16 protein-coding genes and 1 riboswitch are annotated in these 17199 nt (G+C 72.6%); of the genes, 11 read left to right on the top strand and 5 right to left on the bottom strand.

From position 1 onward, the window contains the following. Nucleotides 1-17: 17 nt before the first annotated feature. Nucleotides 18-1142, bottom strand: coding sequence for an epoxide hydrolase family protein (locus tag JIAGA_RS0113910; protein ID WP_026876129.1), 1125 nt, complete (start codon nt 1140-1142; stop codon nt 18-20). Nucleotides 1143-1205: 63 nt separating this feature from the next. Between JIAGA_RS0113910 and JIAGA_RS0113905 the strand changes: the two genes are divergently transcribed. The 6 genes from JIAGA_RS0113905 (at nt 1206) to JIAGA_RS33135 (ending at nt 8458) form a co-directional block, all read left to right on the top strand. Further along, nucleotides 1206-2186, top strand: coding sequence for a helix-turn-helix transcriptional regulator (locus tag JIAGA_RS0113905; RefSeq protein WP_026876128.1), 981 nt, complete (start codon nt 1206-1208; stop codon nt 2184-2186). A gap of 108 nt (nt 2187-2294) precedes the next feature. Beyond that, complete coding sequence (locus JIAGA_RS0113900; RefSeq protein ID WP_026876127.1) at nt 2295-3896, top strand: amidohydrolase; 1602 nt, start codon at nt 2295-2297, stop codon at nt 3894-3896. Nucleotides 3897-4046: 150 nt separating this feature from the next. Then, on the top strand, nt 4047-5036 hold the full coding sequence (locus JIAGA_RS0113895; RefSeq protein ID WP_026876126.1) for an SRPBCC family protein: 990 nt from the start codon (nt 4047-4049) through the stop codon (nt 5034-5036). A gap of 592 nt (nt 5037-5628) precedes the next feature. After that, complete coding sequence (gene lnt, locus JIAGA_RS29730; RefSeq protein ID WP_157553143.1) at nt 5629-7173, top strand: apolipoprotein N-acyltransferase; 1545 nt, start codon at nt 5629-5631, stop codon at nt 7171-7173. Next, nucleotides 7170-7913 carry a polyprenol monophosphomannose synthase gene (locus tag JIAGA_RS0113885; protein ID WP_026876125.1) on the top strand — a complete coding sequence of 248 codons (744 nt, stop codon included), beginning with the start codon at nt 7170-7172 and terminating at the stop codon, nt 7911-7913. Before lnt ends, JIAGA_RS0113885 begins: the two co-directional genes overlap by 4 nt. Beyond that, nucleotides 7910-8458 carry an FxsA family protein gene (locus tag JIAGA_RS33135; protein WP_051426077.1) on the top strand — a complete coding sequence of 183 codons (549 nt, stop codon included), beginning with the start codon at nt 7910-7912 and terminating at the stop codon, nt 8456-8458. Before JIAGA_RS0113885 ends, JIAGA_RS33135 begins: the two co-directional genes overlap by 4 nt. A 220-nt stretch (nt 8459-8678) precedes the next feature. Here JIAGA_RS33135 and JIAGA_RS0113875 read toward each other — a convergent pair whose 3' ends face one another. Both JIAGA_RS0113875 and JIAGA_RS0113870 read right to left on the bottom strand, forming a co-directional pair. Continuing rightward, nucleotides 8679-9068 (bottom strand): RNA polymerase-binding protein RbpA, encoded by a 390-nt coding sequence (locus tag JIAGA_RS0113875; protein WP_026876124.1) that lies wholly within the window; start codon nt 9066-9068, stop codon nt 8679-8681. Nucleotides 9069-9231: 163 nt separating this feature from the next. Further along, on the bottom strand, nt 9232-10629 hold the full coding sequence (locus tag JIAGA_RS0113870) for an MFS transporter (protein ID WP_026876123.1): 1398 nt from the start codon (nt 10627-10629) through the stop codon (nt 9232-9234). A 112-nt stretch (nt 10630-10741) separates the two neighbouring features. Here JIAGA_RS0113870 and JIAGA_RS0113865 point away from each other — a divergent pair, with 112 nt between their 5' ends. Continuing rightward, nucleotides 10742-11236, top strand: coding sequence for a peptide deformylase (locus JIAGA_RS0113865; protein WP_026876122.1), 495 nt, complete (start codon nt 10742-10744; stop codon nt 11234-11236). A 34-nt stretch (nt 11237-11270) separates the two neighbouring features. Here the strand turns inward: JIAGA_RS0113865 and JIAGA_RS0113860 are convergent, their stop codons facing one another. Next, a complete protein-coding gene (locus tag JIAGA_RS0113860; RefSeq protein ID WP_157553141.1) occupies nt 11271-12062 on the bottom strand; it encodes a glycerophosphodiester phosphodiesterase family protein in 792 nt (263 codons plus the stop codon). A gap of 32 nt (nt 12063-12094) precedes the next feature. Between JIAGA_RS0113860 and JIAGA_RS0113855 the strand changes: the two genes are divergently transcribed. From JIAGA_RS0113855 to JIAGA_RS35285, 4 genes are all read left to right on the top strand, one after another. Beyond that, entirely contained in the window at nt 12095-12763 is a 669-nt protein-coding gene (locus JIAGA_RS0113855) for a GNAT family N-acetyltransferase (protein WP_026876120.1), read from the top strand. Nucleotides 12764-12807: 44 nt separating this feature from the next. Beyond that, nucleotides 12808-12911, top strand: a riboswitch (ZMP/ZTP riboswitch). A 36-nt stretch (nt 12912-12947) separates the two neighbouring features. Further along, a complete protein-coding gene (locus JIAGA_RS0113850) occupies nt 12948-14222 on the top strand; it encodes a serine hydroxymethyltransferase (RefSeq protein WP_026876119.1) in 1275 nt (424 codons plus the stop codon). 815 nt (nt 14223-15037) lie between these two features. Next, a complete protein-coding gene (locus JIAGA_RS34570) occupies nt 15038-15676 on the top strand; it encodes a hypothetical protein (RefSeq protein WP_157553139.1) in 639 nt (212 codons plus the stop codon). Next, entirely contained in the window at nt 15655-16134 is a 480-nt protein-coding gene (locus JIAGA_RS35285; protein WP_084469670.1) for a phosphotransferase, read from the top strand. The genes JIAGA_RS34570 and JIAGA_RS35285 overlap by 22 nt, the downstream gene beginning before the upstream one ends. Before the next feature lie 52 nt (nt 16135-16186). Here JIAGA_RS35285 and JIAGA_RS0113835 read toward each other — a convergent pair whose 3' ends face one another. Continuing rightward, nucleotides 16187-17182, bottom strand: a complete 996-nt coding sequence (locus tag JIAGA_RS0113835) for an N-acetylglucosamine kinase (RefSeq protein WP_026876116.1) — start codon at nt 17180-17182, stop codon at nt 16187-16189. Nucleotides 17183-17199: the final 17 nt, after the last annotated feature.

Below are 17199 nucleotides of genomic sequence, written 5' to 3'. Positions count from 1 at the left end.
AACGACGGCGGCGAGTGTCACCGCAACCCGCGGAAGAACTCACGCACATCCGCCACGAGCACGTCCGGGACCTGATGGGCGGAGTAGTGACCGCCGCTGTCGTACGTGTTCCACTGCACGATGTTGGCGTGGTCACGTTCGGCGAACCGCCGGATGGAGATGAAGTCGTCCTTGAACCCGGCCAGGCCGAGCGGCACCGTCGTCGGCTCCGACGGCGGCACGCCCCGCGCGTCGTCGTAGTAGAACCGCGCCGACGACCCGGCGGTGTTGGTCAACCAGTAGATGCTGACGTTGGTGAGGATGAAGTCGTCGCTGACGGCGTCCGCGCCGAACAGCTGGGCGCTCCAGGCGAGCTGGCCGGCGGGAGAGTCGGCCAGGGCGTGCGCCAGCGTCTGCGGCTGGCTCGCCTGCAGCTGGTTGAAGGCGCCGAGCTTCTCCCAGAACCACTGCAGCCGCTGCATCCCGGCCTGCTCGTCGTCGCTGAGCCCCTCCAGTTCGGCCGGGTCGCCGGACGGGAAGGAGAACACCTGGGTGACGTGCACGCCGGCGACCCGCCCGGGGTCGAGCCGGCCGACCTCCGGCGAGATCAGCGAGCCGCCGTCGTTGCCGTGCAGGCCGTAGCGCTCGTAGCCCAGGCGCCGCATGAGCTCCACCCAGGCGCGGGCGATCCGGGCCCGGTCCCAGCCGGCCGACCCGGTGGGGCCGGAGAACCCGAACCCCGGAAGCGACGGGATGACCAGATGGAACGCGGTCGACGGGTCACCGCCGTGAGCCCGCGGATCGGTCAGCGGTTCGATGACGTCCAGGAACTCGGCGATCGACCCCGGCCAGCCGTGCGTGAGCAGCAGCGGGAAGGCGTCCGGCTCGGGGGAGCGGACGTGCAGGAAGTGCACCTGCTGGCCGTCGATCTCGGTCGTGAACTGGGGGTAGCGGTTGAACCTGGCCTCCCAGGCCCGCCAGTCGTACTCGTCGCGCCAGCGCTCGACCAGGCGCCGCACGAAACCGACCGGGACGCCGTGGTCCCAACCGTTGCCTGGTGCCTCGGTGGCGAACCGGGTGCGCTCCAGCCGGGCCTGCAGGTCGTCGAGGTCGGCCTGCGGAACGTCGATGGTGAACGGGGTGATCTGCGGTGTGGTGTCCATGGCGAGGACGGTACGGACCAACGCGGAAGACTTCGTTCCGCGTTGGATGGCAGACTCCGAGGAATGTTGGAAACCTCGGCGCGGCTGCTGCGCCTGCTGTCCTTGTTACAGGTCCGCCGGTCGTGGACCGGGCCGGAGCTGGCCGAGCGGCTCGCCGTCAGCACCCGGACCGTCCGCAACGACGTGGACAAGCTGCGCTCCCTCGGCTATCCGGTCGACGCGGCACCCGGCGTCACCGGGGGCTACCGGCTCGGCGCCGGCGCCGAGCTGCCGCCGTTGCTTCTCGACGACGACGAGGCGGTCGCCGTCGCGCTGGGGCTGCGCGGAGCCGCCGCGGGAGCCGTCGAGGGCATCGAGGAGACGTCGGTGCGGGCGCTGGCGAAGCTGGAACAGGTCCTGCCCTCGCGGCTGCGCCGGCGGGTCCAGGCGCTGGAGGGCGCCACCGTCACCGTCCCGTACGACGTGCCGGCGCCGGCGGTGGACGCCGCGCTGCTGGCAACGCTGTCCATGGCCTGCCGCGACCGGGAGCGGATCCGGTTCGGCTACCGGTCACACGCCGAGGACATCAGCCGGCGGACGGCGGAGCCGCTGCGGCTGGTCCGCTGGGGACGGCGCTGGTACCTCGTCGCCTGGGACCTCGACCGCGCCGACTGGCGGACCTTCCGGGTGGACCGGATCGCCGACTGCCTGCCGGTGGGAGCCCGGTTCCCACCGCGGGAGCCGCCGGCGGACGATGTCGCGGCGTACGTGTCCAGCCGGGTGTCCGCGGCGTCGTGGCGCTACCACGCGCGGGTGCGGCTGCACGCGCCGGCGGAGCGGATGGCAGCGCATATCCCCGTGGCCGCCGGCACCGTCGTGCCCGACGGCGCCGGGGCCTGCGTCCTGGAGACCGGAGCCGATTCGCTGGACACGCTCGCCGTGCGGCTGGGCTCCACCGGGGTCGACTTCGAGGTGCTCTCGCCGCCGGAACTGGTGGACCACGTCGCGCGGCTGGCCGGCCGGTACGCGCGCGCCGTCGCCGGCTCGAGCCCCCATCCCGGTTGATCTTGGAGTAACCGCGGAATCAATCGGACAAAAGCCGCCGGGATTCCGCGCAAACTCCAAGATCAACGCGGAGCGAGCGGGTGGGCCACCGGCGTCCTGAGGGGCGTCATGGAGAATCGGCGGGTGACGACCACTCTCTACCGCCACGGCCGCATCTACAGCCCCGCCGACCCGTTCGCCACCGCGATGCTGGTCGTCGACGACACCGTCGCATGGGTGGGGGCCGACGGCGCGGCCGAGATGCACGCGGACTCCGCCTCACAGGTCGTCGACCTGGAGGACGCGCTGGTCGCCCCGGCGTTCGTCGACGCCCACGTGCACCTCACCGAGACCGGCCTGGCCCGCGACGGGCTCGATCTGGCCGGCGTCGGCAGCCTGACGAAGCTGCTGGACCTGGTCGCCAGGCGGGCCGGCGAGCGGCCCGGCGAGGCCGTCCTCGGCTTCGGCTGGGAGGAGGACGGCTGGCCGGAGGGCCGTGCTCCGTCGCCGGCGGAACTGGACCGCGCCACCGGCGGCGCGGTGGTCTACCTGGCCCGTCGCGACGTCCACACCGCCGCGGTGTCCCCGGCGCTGCTCGCCGCCGACCCGTCCATCGAGGGCGCCGACGGGTACGACGACGGCCTGGTGCGCCGCGACGCCCACCATCGCGCCCGCCGGGCCGCCCGCGCCGCCGTGTCCGGCAGCCGGCTCGCGGCGCTGCGGACCGAGGCGCTGCGGCACGCCGCGTCGCTCGGCGTCGGCGCCGTGCACGAGATGGGGTCGCCCCAGATCAGCGACCCGACCGACTTCGCGGCCGTGCTGTCGCTGGGCGCCGATCCGGCGCTGCCGGACGTGACGGGGTACTGGGGCGCGCTCGGCGCGGCCGAGGCACAGGCGCTCGGCGCGACCGGCGCGGCCGGCGACCTGAACCTCGATGGCTCGATCGGCTCCCGCAGCGCCCGGCTGAGCTCTCCCTACGCCGACGCTCCGGACGAGCACGGCCGACTCTACCTGGACGTCGAGACCGCGACGGAGCACGTGGTCGCGTGCACGCGGGCGGGCATCCAAGCGGGGTTCCACTGCATCGGCGACGAGGCGGTGCGGGTGGCGGTCCAGGCGCTGTCGGCCGCGGCCGCGCAGTGCGGGCTGGCCGCCGTCGTCGGGTCCCGACACCGGCTGGAGCACGTGGAGATGGTGGACGAGCAGATCATCGGCGAGCTGTCCCGGCTCGGCGTCGTCGCCAGCGTGCAGCCCGCCTTCGACGCGCTGTGGGGCGGTGAGGACGGCATGTACGTCGAGCGGCTCGGGCCGGAGCGAGGCGTGTCCCTGAACCCGTTCGCCGGTCTCGCCCGGGCCGGGGTCCTGCTGGCGTTCGGATCCGACTCGCCGGTCACGCCGCTGGCCGGCTGGGAGACCGTCCGCGCCGCGGCCCAGCACCGTGTGCCGTCGCAGCGGTTGAGCGCGCGAGCGGCGTTCTCCGCGGCGACCCGGGGCGGCTGGCGGGCGGCCCGCGTCGAGGACGCCGGGGTGCTGGCGCCGGGCATGCGCGCGTCGTTCGCGATCTGGGAGGTGCCCGGAGAACTGGTGGTCCAGGCGCCGGACGAGCGGATCGCAGCGTGGTCGACCGACCCTCGCGCCGGTGTCCCCGGGCTTCCCGACCTGTCGCCCGGCGCGCCGCTGCCGCGCTGCCTGCGTACCGTCGTGCGTGGCCGGACGGTGTTCTCCGTCTAGCGGATCTCCGCGATCATCGTGGGTTGACCCGGACAGAACGGGGTAAACCCTGGCTGATCATGGAGAAGTGCTGGTGGGCGCCGGTCAACCGGCTGGATTCTCCGTAGGCTGGGAGCATCGTGACGACACCCCCGGAACTGGGGAGGATCAATGAAGATCGACAACGAGTTCACGGTAGGGGCACCGGTCGGCCAGGCCTGGACGGTCTTGACCGACCTCGAGGGCATCGCTCCGTGCCTGCCCGGCGCACAGCTCACCGGCGTGGACGGCGATGTGCACTCGGGCCGGATCAAGGTGAAGGTCGGCCCGATCGTCGCCGAGTACGCCGGCACCGCGCGTTTCGTGCACCGGGACGAGGACCAGCACCGGGCGATCATCCGGGCCACCGGGCGCGATGCCCGCGGCGCGGGGGCGGCGTCCGCGGAGATCGTCGCCCAGCTCCGTGAAGGCGGCGCCGGAACGGTGGTGAGCGTCGATACCGACCTGCGCATCAGCGGCCGGATCGCGCAGCTCGGACGCGGCATGATCTCGGAGGTCTCCACGAAGCTGCTGGCTCAGTTCGTGGAGTGCCTGGAGGCGAAGCTGAACACGCCGGTCGGGGCGGCGGCCGCCACGGGCTCGCTGGCCGGCGGGACATCGGCAGCCGCAGCGGCTGCGGGAGCGGCGACCCTGGCCTCCGGCGTGGCGGTCGAGGAGCCGCAGCGCGATCCGGCCTCACCCGGGCGACCGTCGCCCGAACCGGAGCCGGAGGAGCCACACCCCGATCCGGCCTCACCCGGGCGACCGTCGCCCGAACCGGAGCCGGAGGAGCCACACCCCGATCCGGCCTCACCCGGGCGACCGTCGCCCGAACCGGAGCCGGAGGAGCCACACCCCGATCCGGCCTCACCCGGGCCGCCGAGTGCGGAGGCGGCCACGCCGGCCGCAGCGGCCCCGGCCGCGGCGGCCCCGGCCGCGGCCGCCCCGGCGGCGGCTGCGTTCGGACGGCCGGAGACGCGTCCGGCCGACCCGACGACGCCCGACGGGGAAGCTCTCGATCTCATGAGCGTCGCCGGCGGATCGATCGCCAAGCGGCTCGTTCCGCTCGTTCTGGTGATCGTCGTCGTGATCGCCCTGATCGTCTACCTGGTGGTGCGGTGACGGCCCCGGCACGCGGGGCGCGTTTTGTCCGAGTCCAGGGTGCGACACGCCGTGAAGAATCAACGTTTCTTGATCGATTTTTCGCCGTCCGTACCCTCCTGACCTGCGACTGAATGGTGTTTGCGCAGGTCGACCAGGAGCTTGACACCATGGGGACCGGTGCAGCAAAGTCACGACAGTCCACCAGCGGACGAAACCGCTCGGGTCGACGGCCTGGGCGGGCGTTGCGAGAGGGGTCGAGGGGCGGTCTCGAGCATCATCCGAGACCGGGCATCCTTCGAGAGCCAGGCCCTCGCTCGCATGACCCGCCTGTGCGTCATCCGCTGCGGCACGGGGTGAGACGAGGTCGGGCCCGGCCCGCCCAGTAGACAACGGTCCGCGAGCCGCATCCAGCGGCGCCCGCGGCCCGGTCCGAAGGGTGGGGCCGGGCTGCGTCCTTTGTCACAATGCTGGGCTTCGCACCACCCCGGGGCACTCTGTCCCTGGGACGCACGTTGTACCGTCACGCGATCGGCACCACACTGGGTCAGGTGGGATCGCACCACCAGCGGGCGGTCACGAAGCGAGCGGGACGGCGGACGGAGCACCACACGTGAGTCACCTTTGGCGTTACGCGGGATCCGCGCTGCTGGGCGCTTCGCTGATCGCCGCGTTCCCGCCGTACGACGTCTGGTTCGTCGCCATCCTGGTGGCGGCGGCGTTCGCACTGCTGGTGCGTGGGCAGTCGATGAAGCGCTCGGCGCTGATGGGCTACCTGTTCGGTGCCGCGTTCTTCCTGCCGCTGCTGGACTGGACCGGTCTCGAGGTCGGTCCGGTGCCGTGGCTCCTCCTGGCGCTGTTCGAGGCGCTGTTCTTCATCCCGCTGGCGATGGGCGTGAACCTGGTGCAGCGGGTGCCCGGCTGGCCGGTGTGGACCGCTGCGGTCTGGGTGGCCGACGAAGCCATCCGCGGCCGCATCCCGTACGGCGGGTTCACCTGGGGCAAGCTGGCGTTCTCACAGGCCGAAGGGCCCATGCTGGGGCTGGCCTCGCTGGCCGGCTCGCCCGGGCTGTCGTTCGCGGTCGCGCTGGCCGGTGGCCTGCTGGCGTGGGTCGTCGTCGAGCGCCGGGTGTGGCTGCGGGTCGCGGCCGGTGCCGTGGCGGTGGGCATCGTGGTGGCGCCCCTGCTCATCCAGCCCACGCCCGCCGACGGCGACACCATGACCGTCGCGATCGTGCAGGGCAACGTGCCCGCGGAGGGCCTGGACTACAACGCTGAGAAGCGGCAGATCACCAGCAACCACGTCGAGGCGACCGAGCGGCTGGCCGCCGACATCGAAGCCGGCCGGGTCGAGCGTCCCGACGTCGTGCTGTGGCCGGAGAACTCCTCCGACATCAGCCCGTACCACGACGCCGCCACCTACCGGGCCATCGACGGCGCCGTGCGCGCCGTCGGCGTGCCCGTCCTCATCAGCGCCATCGTCCCCACCGAGGACGAGCGCAACGTCCGCAACACCTCGATCCTCTGGGACCCCGAGACCGGCCCTGGCGACACCTACGTCAAGCGCCACCCGATGCCGTTCGGCGAGTACATCCCGTTCCGCGGCATCGCCGAGCGCATCACCGACGCGGTCAACCAGCAGCCCCGCGACCACCTGCCGGGCGACTCCGTCGGCACCTTCCAGGTCGGCGACGCCGTCATCGGCAACGTCATCTGCTTCGAGGTCGCCTTCGACGGGGTGGTGCGCGACGCCGTCCGCGAAGGCGGCCAGTTCCTGTCCGTTCAGACCAACAACGCCACCTTCGGCCGCACCGAGATGACCGAGCAACAGCTGGCCCAGTCGCAGGTCCGGGCGTTCGAACACGGCCGCACGGTCCTCGTCTCGGCGCTGGCCGGCGTCAGCGCCGTCGTGGCACCGGACGGTGAGGTGCTCGACCGGGCCGAGCTGTTCACGCAGGACGTCCTCGTGACCGAGGTCCCGCTGTCCAACGGCACCACGCTCGCCACCACGGTCGGCGCCTGGCCGGAGTGGGCGCTGACGGCCATGGGCCTGGGCGTCGTGGCGTTCGTCGTCATCGGCGCCCGGCGGGCACGGCGGCGCGACGACGGCGACCGCTCGGACGAACCCCAGCCCGCGGTGGAGGCGAGCGTCTCGTGACCTCGGTGCTGGTAGTCATCCCGACCTACAACGAGGCACTCACGATCGGCAAGGCGATCGAGCGCACCCGCGGCGCCGTCCCCGACGCCCACGTACTGGTGGTCGACGACGCCTCCCCGGACGGCACCGGCGCCATCGCCGACGAGATCGCCGAGCTCGACGAGCACGTCCACGTGCTTCACCGCGCCGGCAAGCAGGGTCTCGGAGCGGCGTACGTCGCCGGCTTCGGCTGGGGTCTGGGGCGCGGTTACGACGTCCTGGTCGAGATGGACGCCGACGGATCCCACCAGCCGGAGGAGCTGCCCCGGCTGCTGCACGCCGTCGAACATGCCGACCTGGTGCTGGGCTCGCGGTACGTGCCCGGAGGCCGGGTGGTCAACTGGCCGCGCCGCCGCGAGGCGCTGTCGCGGGCCGGCAACACCTACACCCGGCTGGCGCTGGGCACACAGCTGCGCGACGCGACCGGCGGATACCGGGCGTTCCGCGCCGACGCGCTGCGCCAGCTCGACCTCGACACCGTCGCGTCGCAGGGGTACTGCTTCCAGGTCGATCTCGCCTGGCGGGCGGTGCATCGCGGACTACGGGTCATCGAGGTTCCCATCACGTTCGTCGAACGGGAACAGGGAGAATCGAAGATGGACGGCACGATCGTGCGCGAAGCGTTCGTGCGGATCACCCAGTGGGGTGCCGCACACCGCGCCCGGCAACTGCGTGAGCTCGTAAACGGGGCCCGGCGATGAGACGCTTCCTGCCCTTCGCCTTCGGCATCGTCGAGATCGTCGCGCTGGTCATGGTGGCCGGCTGGATCGGCCTGGGCTGGGCGCTGCTGCTCCTGCTGGGCACCAGCGTGCTGGGCTTCGCGCTGCTGCGGATCGAAGGCCTCCGTGCCTGGACCTCGCTGCGGGCCGCGGCCGCCGAGGGCCGTTTCGACGGCGACGAGGCCGCGGCCGAGCAGTCGACCCGCATGGCCGATGCCGGCGTCCGGGTCCTGTCCGGCGTGCTGCTGGTGGTGCCCGGCTTCGTCACCGACCTGGTGGGCCTGGTGTTGCTCATCCCGCCGATCCGGCACAGCATGGGCCGGCGGCTGTCCGCGGCGGCCTTCCGCACGTTCCCCGGCCGGCGGCCGGGCGGCGGCCCAGCCGCGTTCGGTGGTTCCGGGACGTACGGCTACGGCCAGCCGGGCCAGCCGGGGACGGGTCGCTCCGACGGCGTCCAGCACGGCGTCGTCATCGAGGGCGAGGTCGTCGAGCCCGATACCGGTCGGGATCCTCGCGAGTCCCGCTGACAGTTCACCCGCCGCCGGGCGCCCCGCCGGCTTCCGGGCATCTCTGGTCGAGGCACCGGTCGACCAGGCGTCCTCCCGCTGCACCAGGCAAGCATGGGTGGTGCAGCGGGAGCACCCCAACGGGACGTGATCATTTGGGGCGGCGGCGGGCAAACGTACGACCGCACCCGGTCCAGGACGGACCGGGTGCGGTCGAGTTGTTCCGCGGACGGGTTGCGCGTCAGGCGGTCTTCTTGCGGCCGCGGGACCGCTCCGCCAGGTGCGCGGCACCCGGGATGAGGCCGGACCGCAGCAGTTCCAGCCGCTCGTCGAGCAGCGCCTCGAGGTCCTCGAGGGACCGGCGCTCGAGCAGCATGTCCCAGTGGGTACGGGCGGGCTTGACCGGCGCCTCGTCGGGCCGGTCGGTGGCGACACGCAGCGACTCTGCGCCGCAGCGGGGGCAGTCCCACAGCGCCGGGATCTCGGCTTCGGTGGAGAACGTCACGTCGAAGCGGTGACCGGAAGTGCAGCTGTAAGCGACCGTCTGGCGCTCGGCGAACTCGACGCCGCGCTCGTCCTCGTAGCTCGTGGCGCCTAGGCGCGAGCCGCGCAGGGTAGAACGCTCGGACATGTGTGAAACCCTTCCGGGGCGGTGGCCCCTGGGACGAGACGTCGGCTTACCTCGCCGTCGTGCCGGGTTCGTGCCGCAACACAACGACATGATGACAACGAACGGCCGGAGAGTAATGTTCCGCGTTCCTTGTGATAATGCAATCTGGGCGACGTGATGTTGCTCACCGGCGCCCGAGCACCGACGGCGGCACCTCGTTCCCGGCCGCGACGATCCCGGCCCGGATGTTCACCCGCGACAGCACCGCCAGGCCGGCCACGAAGAACACCAGCAGTACCAGGATCGACCATCGGTACGACCCCGTCAGCTGGAACGCCAGACCGAACGCGAGTGTTCCGAACCAGCTCGTGCCGCGCTCGGCCGCCTGGTACAGGCTGAAGTACTCCGCCTCCTTGCCGCGGGGGATGAGCAGGCTGAACAGCGACCGCGACAGCGCCTGGCTGCCACCCATCACGAAGCCGATACCGACGGCGAGCAGCAGGAACGGCAGCCACTCGTTCTCCGGCAGCGAGAAGCCGGCCGCGACCACGAGGGTCCACATCACGAGGCTCACCATGACGACGTTCTTGGCGCCGAACCGCTGGGCCAGCCGTCCCAGCACCAGCGCCCCGCCGAACGCGACGAACTGCACGATCAGGATGGCGACGATGAGGACGTCCTCGCCGAGTCCGAGTTCGCGGTTGCCGTAGATGGACGACGCGGAGATGACCGTCTGGACGCCGTCGTTGTACAGCATGTACGCGATCAGGAACAGCAGCGTCTGCGGGTAGCCCCGGGCGTGGCGCAGGGTCTCGCGCAGCTGGCCGACGGCCTGCCGGACCGGACTGCCGCCGACCCGCTCCACGCCTGTCGGTGGCCGGTCGCGCAGACCGCGGAAGGGCACGATGGTCCAGAAGGCCCACCACAACCCGGCCGACAGCAGGCTGATCCGGACGGTGTCCGAGCGGCTGAGGCCGAACGGTTCCAGGGTCACCAGCGCCAGGTTCAGCGCCAGTAGCAGGCCGCCGCCGAGGTAACCCAGCGCCCAGCCGCGGCTGGAGACCCGATCGCGGTCCTCCTCGTGCGCGATCTGCACCAGGATGGCGTCGTACACCACCATGGAACAGCCCAGGCAGACGGCGGCCACCACGAGCAGGAACGCCCCGAGCCCCCAGTTCGACCCGGCGACGAACACCATCGACGACGCGGCCGCGGCCCCGGTCCAGGCGAAGCCGGCCATCATGTGCCGCTTGCGGGACGTGCGGTCGGCGATGGCGCCCACGATGGGCAGCAGGATCGCGGACAGGATGGTCGCGAACGTGACCGTGTAGGCGGCCAGCGACCCGGCCGCCACGGGGATGCCCAGCACTGACAGCACGCCGCGGCAGGGATCGTCGGTGGTGCCGGCCTCACCGCAGGCGGCGGTCTCGGCGACCACCGTCAGGTACGGCCCGAACAACACCGTCGCGGTGGTGGTGACGAAGGCGGAGTTCGCCCAGTCGTAGAAATACCACGCACGGTGTTCCCGGCCCCGTGCGACGGGGTCGGTCAGCGGCCCGGGCGGGGCGAGGACGGCGGTCACGGGCGGACGCTACCGGGTGAGGGGCGCACGTGACCAGACGACACGAGGTGGGAGACTGTCGGCTGCCGCCGAGGGGGCGCGGCGATGAACGCGAGACGACGAGAGGACGACGGTGGCTGTACGCGAGATCCGGTTGTACGGGGACCCGGTGCTGCGCACGGTAGCGGATCGTGTCGAGGAGTTCGGCGAGGTCAGCCATGCCTTGGCGGAGGACCTGCTGGACACGCTCGACCTGCCCGGCCGCGCGGGGGTGGCGGCGCCTCAGATCGGCGTACCGCTGCGGGCGTTCTCGTACGGCCTGGAGGGCCAGCGGGGCGTCGTGTTCAATCCGGTGTTGGTGGCGACCGAGGGCGACCAGGACGGCGAGGAGGGCTGCCTGTCGGTCCCCGGCCTCTGGTACCCGACGCACCGGGCCGGCTACGCGGCGGTGGAGGGGCAGAACGCCGACGGCGAGACGGTACGGGTGGAGGGTGAGGGTGAACTTGCCCGCTGCCTGCAACACGAGGTCGACCACCTGGACGGCATCGTCTACATCCACCGGCTCGAGCCGTCGACCCGGCGTGGGGCCATGCGGGCCATTCGCCGCAGCGCCTGGTTCACGTCCTGACGGTGGCCGGTCGCGGGGCCGGTGCCGTCGCCGGTCAGGGTGATGCGGCGGAGTGCCACTGACCGCGCGACTCCAGCACCGTCCGCAGCAGGTCGGCGCGGTCGGTGATGATGCCGTCGACGCCCAGGTCGAGCAGCCGGCGCATCTGCGCCGGCTCGTTCACGGTCCACACGTGCACCTGCCGGCCGGCCGAGTGCGCCGCCCGTACCGTCGCGGCCGTCACCACCTGGACGCCGCGGAACGCGGCTGGAACCTGCAGGCAGTCGACACCGCGCAACAGCGTGCGCGCTAAGCCGCCCAGGCCGGGCGTGGTGGCGGCGGTCCGGAACGCCGCCACCAGCTGGATGCCCGCGGACGTGGCCACCGGCGCCGCGACCCGGCGCAGCACCGCCCGGCGGCGGGCGTCGGAGAACGACGCGACACAGACGCGGTGGTGCGCGGCGGTGCGGTCGATGGCCCGGGCCAGCGGCCCGACCGCGCCGGCGGACTTGACGTCGATGTTCACCCGCAGCGTCGGCCAGGCGCCCAGCAGGTCCTCCAGAGCCGGCACCGGCTCGACTCCGCCGATCAGCGCCTGCCGTACCCGCGACCATGGCAGAGTCGCCACCGCGCCGGTGTGGTCGGTGACCCGGTCCAGGGTGTCGTCGTGCAAGGCGACGGCGACACCGTCGGCGGTCGCGTGCACGTCGGTCTCGACATAGGAGTACCCGAGCTCGACCGCCGCGGCGAAGGCGGCCATGCTGTTCTCCAGGCCGTCGAGCGAGAATCCGCGGTGGGCGAGCGCGAGAGGGCCGGGATGGTCGAAATACGGGTGCAGGCTGGGCACCAGGTCAGGCTACGGGCGCCGGGAGGTGTGCGGTGACGCAGGATGGGCAGCTGCGCGAGTTGATGCTGCGCTGGCAGGCCGGTTGGGTGACGGCCCGGGACTACCGCTCGGTGCCCGACGGCGACACCGTCACCGTCCGGATCGGGCTTCCGGACCGGGTGGTCGAGACGATCGCGCTGTCCTCGTCGCCGGAGCTGTACGCCGAGCTGGCTGCCCGGGTCGCCGGCCCGGCACGGTGGCTCACCGCCCCGACGACCGACCGGGAACGCGCCGCGGCGGCCGCCACGGCCGCCGGGTTCAGCGTGCACGCCCCTGAGTGGCTGATGTCGCGTGCGCTCGCCGACCACCCGGCGCCCGCTCCGCCGGCCGGGTACGAGGTCCTGCTCAGCGGCCGATCGCCGGTTCTGGTCGCCGAGGTGGTCACCGCAGACGGCGCCGCCGACGGGCTGGCGGCCAAGGGACACCTGGCTCTGAGCGGGGACGACGAGGGCGACGCCGTCGCCGACCGCATCTTCACGCTCCCGCGGCACCGGCGGCAGGGCCTCGGCAGCGTCGTCATGGGAGCGCTGGTCGCGGCCGCGGCGGGGAGGGGCGCGCGCACCGGCCTGCTGGTGGCGTCGGCCGACGGCCGCCGGCTCTACGAACGTCTGGGCTGGCGGGTCGAGACGGAGATGCTGGTCGCGCACTGGACGGGCGATTGAGCCTCCGCCGGGGCGCCGGAGCCACCGGCCGACCCGTTAGAGTGATGCCCGTCGCGACTGGCGCAACCGGCCCGCATGATCGGGGCCAGGGGTGGAACCGACCACCGGGGAGCGGACGGCCGAGGCACCGCGCGCCTGGGTGCCCGGGCACAGACGGACACATCGAGAGGATGTGGCTCTCGCCATGACCACCACCAACCCCCGCGCCGCGCTGCACGCCGCCGACCCCGAGCTCGCCGGCCTCGTCGACGCCGAGGAGCGGCGCCAGCGTGAGACGCTCAAGCTGATCCCGTCCGAGAACTACGTGTCCGCCGCGGTGCTCGAGGCCTCCGGCACCGTTCTCACCAACAAGTACTCCGAGGGCTACCCGGGCCGGCGCTACTACGAGGGCCAGCAGGTCATCGACCAGATCGAGACGCTGGCGGTGGAGCGGGCGAAGGCGCTGTTCGGTGTCGAGCACGCGAACGTCCAGCCGTACTCCGGCTCGCCGGCCAACCTGGCCGCCTACCTGGCCACGGTCAGCCCTGGCGACACCGTCATGGGCATGTCGCTGCCGATGGGCGGCCACCTGACGCACGGCTGGAAGGTGTCGGCCACCGGCACCTGGTTCCGGCCGGTCCAGTACGAGGTGCGCCGCGACACCGGCCGCATCGACCTGGACCAGGTGCGCGAGCTTGCGCTGGCCGAGCGGCCCAAGCTGATCTTCTGCGGTGGGACGGCCATTCCGCGCACCATCGACTTCCCCGGTTTCGCCGCGATCGCGCAGGAGGTCGGCGCGGTTCTGGTGGCCGACATCGCGCACATCGCGGGCCTGGTCGCCGGTGGATCGCACCCCAGCCCCGCCGGGCACGCCGACATCATCACCACCACCACTCACAAGACGCTGCGCGGCCCGCGCGGCGCGATGATCCTCACCACCGAGGAGTACGCCAAGCCGATCGACAAGGCGGTGTTCCCGGGCCTGCAGGGGGGCCCGCACAACCACACCACCGCCGGCATCGCGGTGGCGCTGGGCGAGGCCGCCCAGCCGGCGTTCAAGGACTACGCCCACCAGGTGGTGGCCAACGCCGTCACGCTCGCCGACGAGCTGCTGGCCCGTGGCTTCGACCTGGTCTCCGGCGGCACCGACAACCACCTGATCCTCATCGACCTGACATCGAAGGGGGTGGCCGGCAAGCCGGCCGCCAAGGCGCTGGACCGCGCCGGCCTGGAGGCCAACTACAACACCGTGCCGTTCGACCCCCGCAAGCCGTTCGACCCGTCCGGCCTGCGCATCGGCACGCCCGCGCTCACCAGCCGGGGCATGGGGGAGACCGAGATGCGTGAGGTCGGCCGCTGGCTCGACGAGGTCGTCACGGCCGCCGCCGGTGACGAGGACGCGCTCGAGGCGGCCATCAACCGGGTCCGCGGCGAGGTCACCGAACTGACCGGCCGGTTCCCGACTCCCGGCCTCGACTGACCCTCCTACCCGAAATGATCACGTTCGGCATGGGTGTTCCCGCCGCACCATGGATGCTTGCCCGGTGCGGCGGGAGTTCGCCTGCCGTTGGCCGCCTGGCCGCGTGCGAGGGTTGCCCGGCTGGAGGGTTGCCCCTTGGAGGCGCGCGTGCCGCCGAGGCACGGATACGGGCCGCGGCGGACCGATCGTGCGGCTCGCGCCTTGGTATGCGATATCGCTTCCGAGCCGGGACAAACTGGACTCTCGAGTGGTGGGTTCGCGTGCCAAGGCGCCGATATCGCGTGCCAGGGTGCGCTGCGCGGTTCAGCTCGAGCGACTCCTTCCCAGGGCATGGGACGGCGCCTGCGGGACGTCCGCGGCCAGTCGGTCACCCCGCCCACATGTGTCGTCGCCGGGTCACGTAGTGGGCCTTCAGGTCACGTCACTCGCCTCGGACGCCGTACCGGACGGTGAAAACGCCAGAGTCCGGCCCCGTGGCGAGTGACGTGACCCGAAACGCTGCACAGTAGGCGCGGCAACCTGGTCTGTGAGCCACCACCGGAAACGACGATGTGAAGCTCGCCGAGTGTGCGACGAGGCAGGCAGTCGGCTCCCCGGACGTGACGCCCGCGGATGCGTCAGAAGAGCCCAAAATGATCACGTTCGGTATGGCTGCTACCGCTTCGCCGGGGATGCTTGCCTGGTGAGCCGGTAGCACCCGGCTCGGCGTCGTCGACAAAAATCCTCGGCGATCATGAGGGAATTCTCACCGACGGCCCCTGGGTTCTGTCCGCCGTTACCGCCAGGCTGTTCTCCTCATGACAGGGGGACGGCCCATGCGAGGGGTACGGACGCTCGTGCGCCGGCGTGCGACGATGGACGTCGCGCTGGCGGCACTGGCCACGATCGAGCGGGACGTCGGGCAGCTACCGGCGGCACGGCGGCGCACCCTCACCGTCCGCGGCTGGGAGGCCACCGCCGACGACGACGGCACCGGCGCGCTGGCCGCCCGGCTGCCGGTGGACGAGCGGCAGCTGAACGGGCAACCGCTGGCCCCGGGCAGGCAGGTGAGCGTCGAGACGGCCGCGACGCTGGTCCGGCTGGCGAAGCTGAGTACCCGCGGACACCTGCGCGGCCGAGCGTTCTACCTGGACCGCGAGCCGGCGCTGACGGTGAAGTTCGCCGTCGGCAGTGCCACCGATCTGGCCCGGATCGAGCAGGAGCTCGCCGCGCGCCGCGCGGTCGCGAGGTGCGCGCATCTGCCGGCGCCGGCGATCGTCCGGGCGCAGGTCCGCTCCGGTGTCGCCTACCTCGCCGAGGCGGTGGTGTTCGGCGGCCACGCTCATCGAGCCGCGCAGAAGCAGGAGCTCGCGCACGTCCTCGTGTCGCGGCTGCTGCGGGCCGCCCGTGAGCTCGGCGTCACTGACGAGCCGTTCGAGACGCACCGCGCACGATCGACCGGCTGCGCGGCCTAGCCGCGGCGTCCGGGGACATCTCGGCCGAGCGGGCGGAGCGGCTGCTCGCCCAGGCGGCGCGGCTCCTGGCCGACGGTGCGACGGTGCCGGTCGGCTGGTGTCACGGCGACCTCGGGTTCTCGAACGTCATCGTCGGCGACGCCGGCACGCCGACGCTCGTGGACTGGGAGCACGCGGCCCGGCTCCCACTGGCCGGCGACCTGGCGAAGGTGGCCGTCATGTCGCCGGACCAGGACGCCGTCGTGCGGCAGATCTCGGCCGAGGCCGGCCTGGACGACGTGGGGGAGCGGGCCGGGCGGCGGTCGGTGGCCGATCAGCTGGCGCTGGTGGTGCTGCGCGAGCTGTCCTGGTGGGAACGGCGGCGGGCGACGGCGGCGGCGTCGGGTCGGCTGGCGCCGTTCGAGCGCGGCGTGCGGCGGCGGCTCGCGCTGCTGGACCGGCTCTTCCCTTCCCCATGACAGAGAGATCATCAAGACTTGGCCCGGTCATGGCCGGGCCAAGTCTTGATGATCACGGGGAAGGGGCGGCGAACAGGGCGGCGTGCAGGTCGGTGGCCGACGCTTCGTCCTGCTCCGTCACAGCGGCCAGCCAGGCAGCTCCGGCCGCGCCGTCGGTCGCCGCGCTCACCGGAGCTCCCGGCCAGCGCTCGGCCAGGCCGTCACGGACGAGCGCGGCCAGCGGCGTGTCAGCCGTCAGTAGCGACCCGGTCAGCACGATCGGTGTGGTGTCGCCGGGCTCGCGGACGTCCTCGGCGCCGGCGAGCAGGAGATGCGCGGCGTCGCGCAGGATCCGGTCCGCTTCCGGGTCGGTACCGGCGTGCCCGGTCACCAGCGGGGCCAGCGCGGACAGCGCGACCGGCGGCTGCGCGTGCACGGCCAGGATGAGATCGCCGACGGCGCCCCGTCCGACCGCCGTGACCTTGTTGTCGCCGAGCAGTTCCCGGATGACGGCGGCGCCGAGCGGACCGGGCGCGCGGTGCCGGTCCAGGGTGCGCAGCGTCGAGCGCACCGCCTCCCGGCCGAGCCAGAACCCGGACCCCAGGTCGCCGAGTAGCCAGCCGTGCGCGTCGTGCAGGCGCACCAGACGGCGGTGCTCCGCCTGGGCCGCCAGCGCACCGGTGCCGGAGAGCACGAGTGTCCCGGACGGTGCCGGCGTTCCGGCCACGAACGCCACCAGTGCGTCCGCGACCACGGTGTACGGGCAGCTCAGGCCGGCGCGCCGCCACCGTTCCGCGAACGCCTCGGCCACCGCGGGGACGGCGAGGTTACGGTCGCCGGCGGCTCCGACGACGGCGTTGCCCACGGCCGCCGGGTCGACGTCCGCCAGCGCCTCGTCCAGCGCCGCGGACACCGCGTCGAGCGCGCGGTCCAGCGCGTGCGACGTCAGATTGGCGCCCGCCGACCGTCCCGCGCCCAGTCGGCGCCCGGACTCGTCGATGACGAGGGCGCGCGTGGACGTCCCCCCGATATCGAGGCCCAGGGCGAGGCGTCCCTCGGTGTTGGTCATGCCCGTCCTCTCTCTGA

Source organism: Jiangella gansuensis DSM 44835, from assembly GCF_000515395.1.
In the GTDB taxonomy this organism is placed as follows: Bacteria; Actinomycetota; Actinomycetes; order Jiangellales; family Jiangellaceae; genus Jiangella; species Jiangella gansuensis.
The sequence above is the reverse complement of the archived record's forward strand: the minus strand, read 5'-3'. Positions and strand labels throughout refer to the sequence as shown.

Bases quoted from the DNA above. Each gene is read 5' to 3' on its own strand.
- JIAGA_RS0113910 (WP_026876129.1), bottom strand. From the start codon at position 1,142: ATGGACACCACACCGCAGATCACCCCGTTCACCATCGACGTTCCGCAG.
- JIAGA_RS0113905 (WP_026876128.1), top strand. From the start codon at position 1,206: ATGTTGGAAACCTCGGCGCGGCTGCTGCGCCTGCTGTCCTTGTTACAG.
- JIAGA_RS0113900 (WP_026876127.1), top strand. From the start codon at position 2,295: ATGGAGAATCGGCGGGTGACGACCACTCTCTACCGCCACGGCCGCATC.
- JIAGA_RS0113895 (WP_026876126.1), top strand. From the start codon at position 4,047: ATGAAGATCGACAACGAGTTCACGGTAGGGGCACCGGTCGGCCAGGCC.
- JIAGA_RS33135 (WP_051426077.1), top strand. From the start codon at position 7,910: ATGAGACGCTTCCTGCCCTTCGCCTTCGGCATCGTCGAGATCGTCGCG.
- JIAGA_RS0113875 (WP_026876124.1), bottom strand. From the start codon at position 9,068: ATGTCCGAGCGTTCTACCCTGCGCGGCTCGCGCCTAGGCGCCACGAGC.
- JIAGA_RS0113850 (WP_026876119.1), top strand. From the start codon at position 12,948: ATGACCACCACCAACCCCCGCGCCGCGCTGCACGCCGCCGACCCCGAG.
- JIAGA_RS34570 (WP_157553139.1), top strand. From the start codon at position 15,038: ATGCGAGGGGTACGGACGCTCGTGCGCCGGCGTGCGACGATGGACGTC.
- JIAGA_RS0113835 (WP_026876116.1), bottom strand. From the start codon at position 17,182: ATGACCAACACCGAGGGACGCCTCGCCCTGGGCCTCGATATCGGGGGG.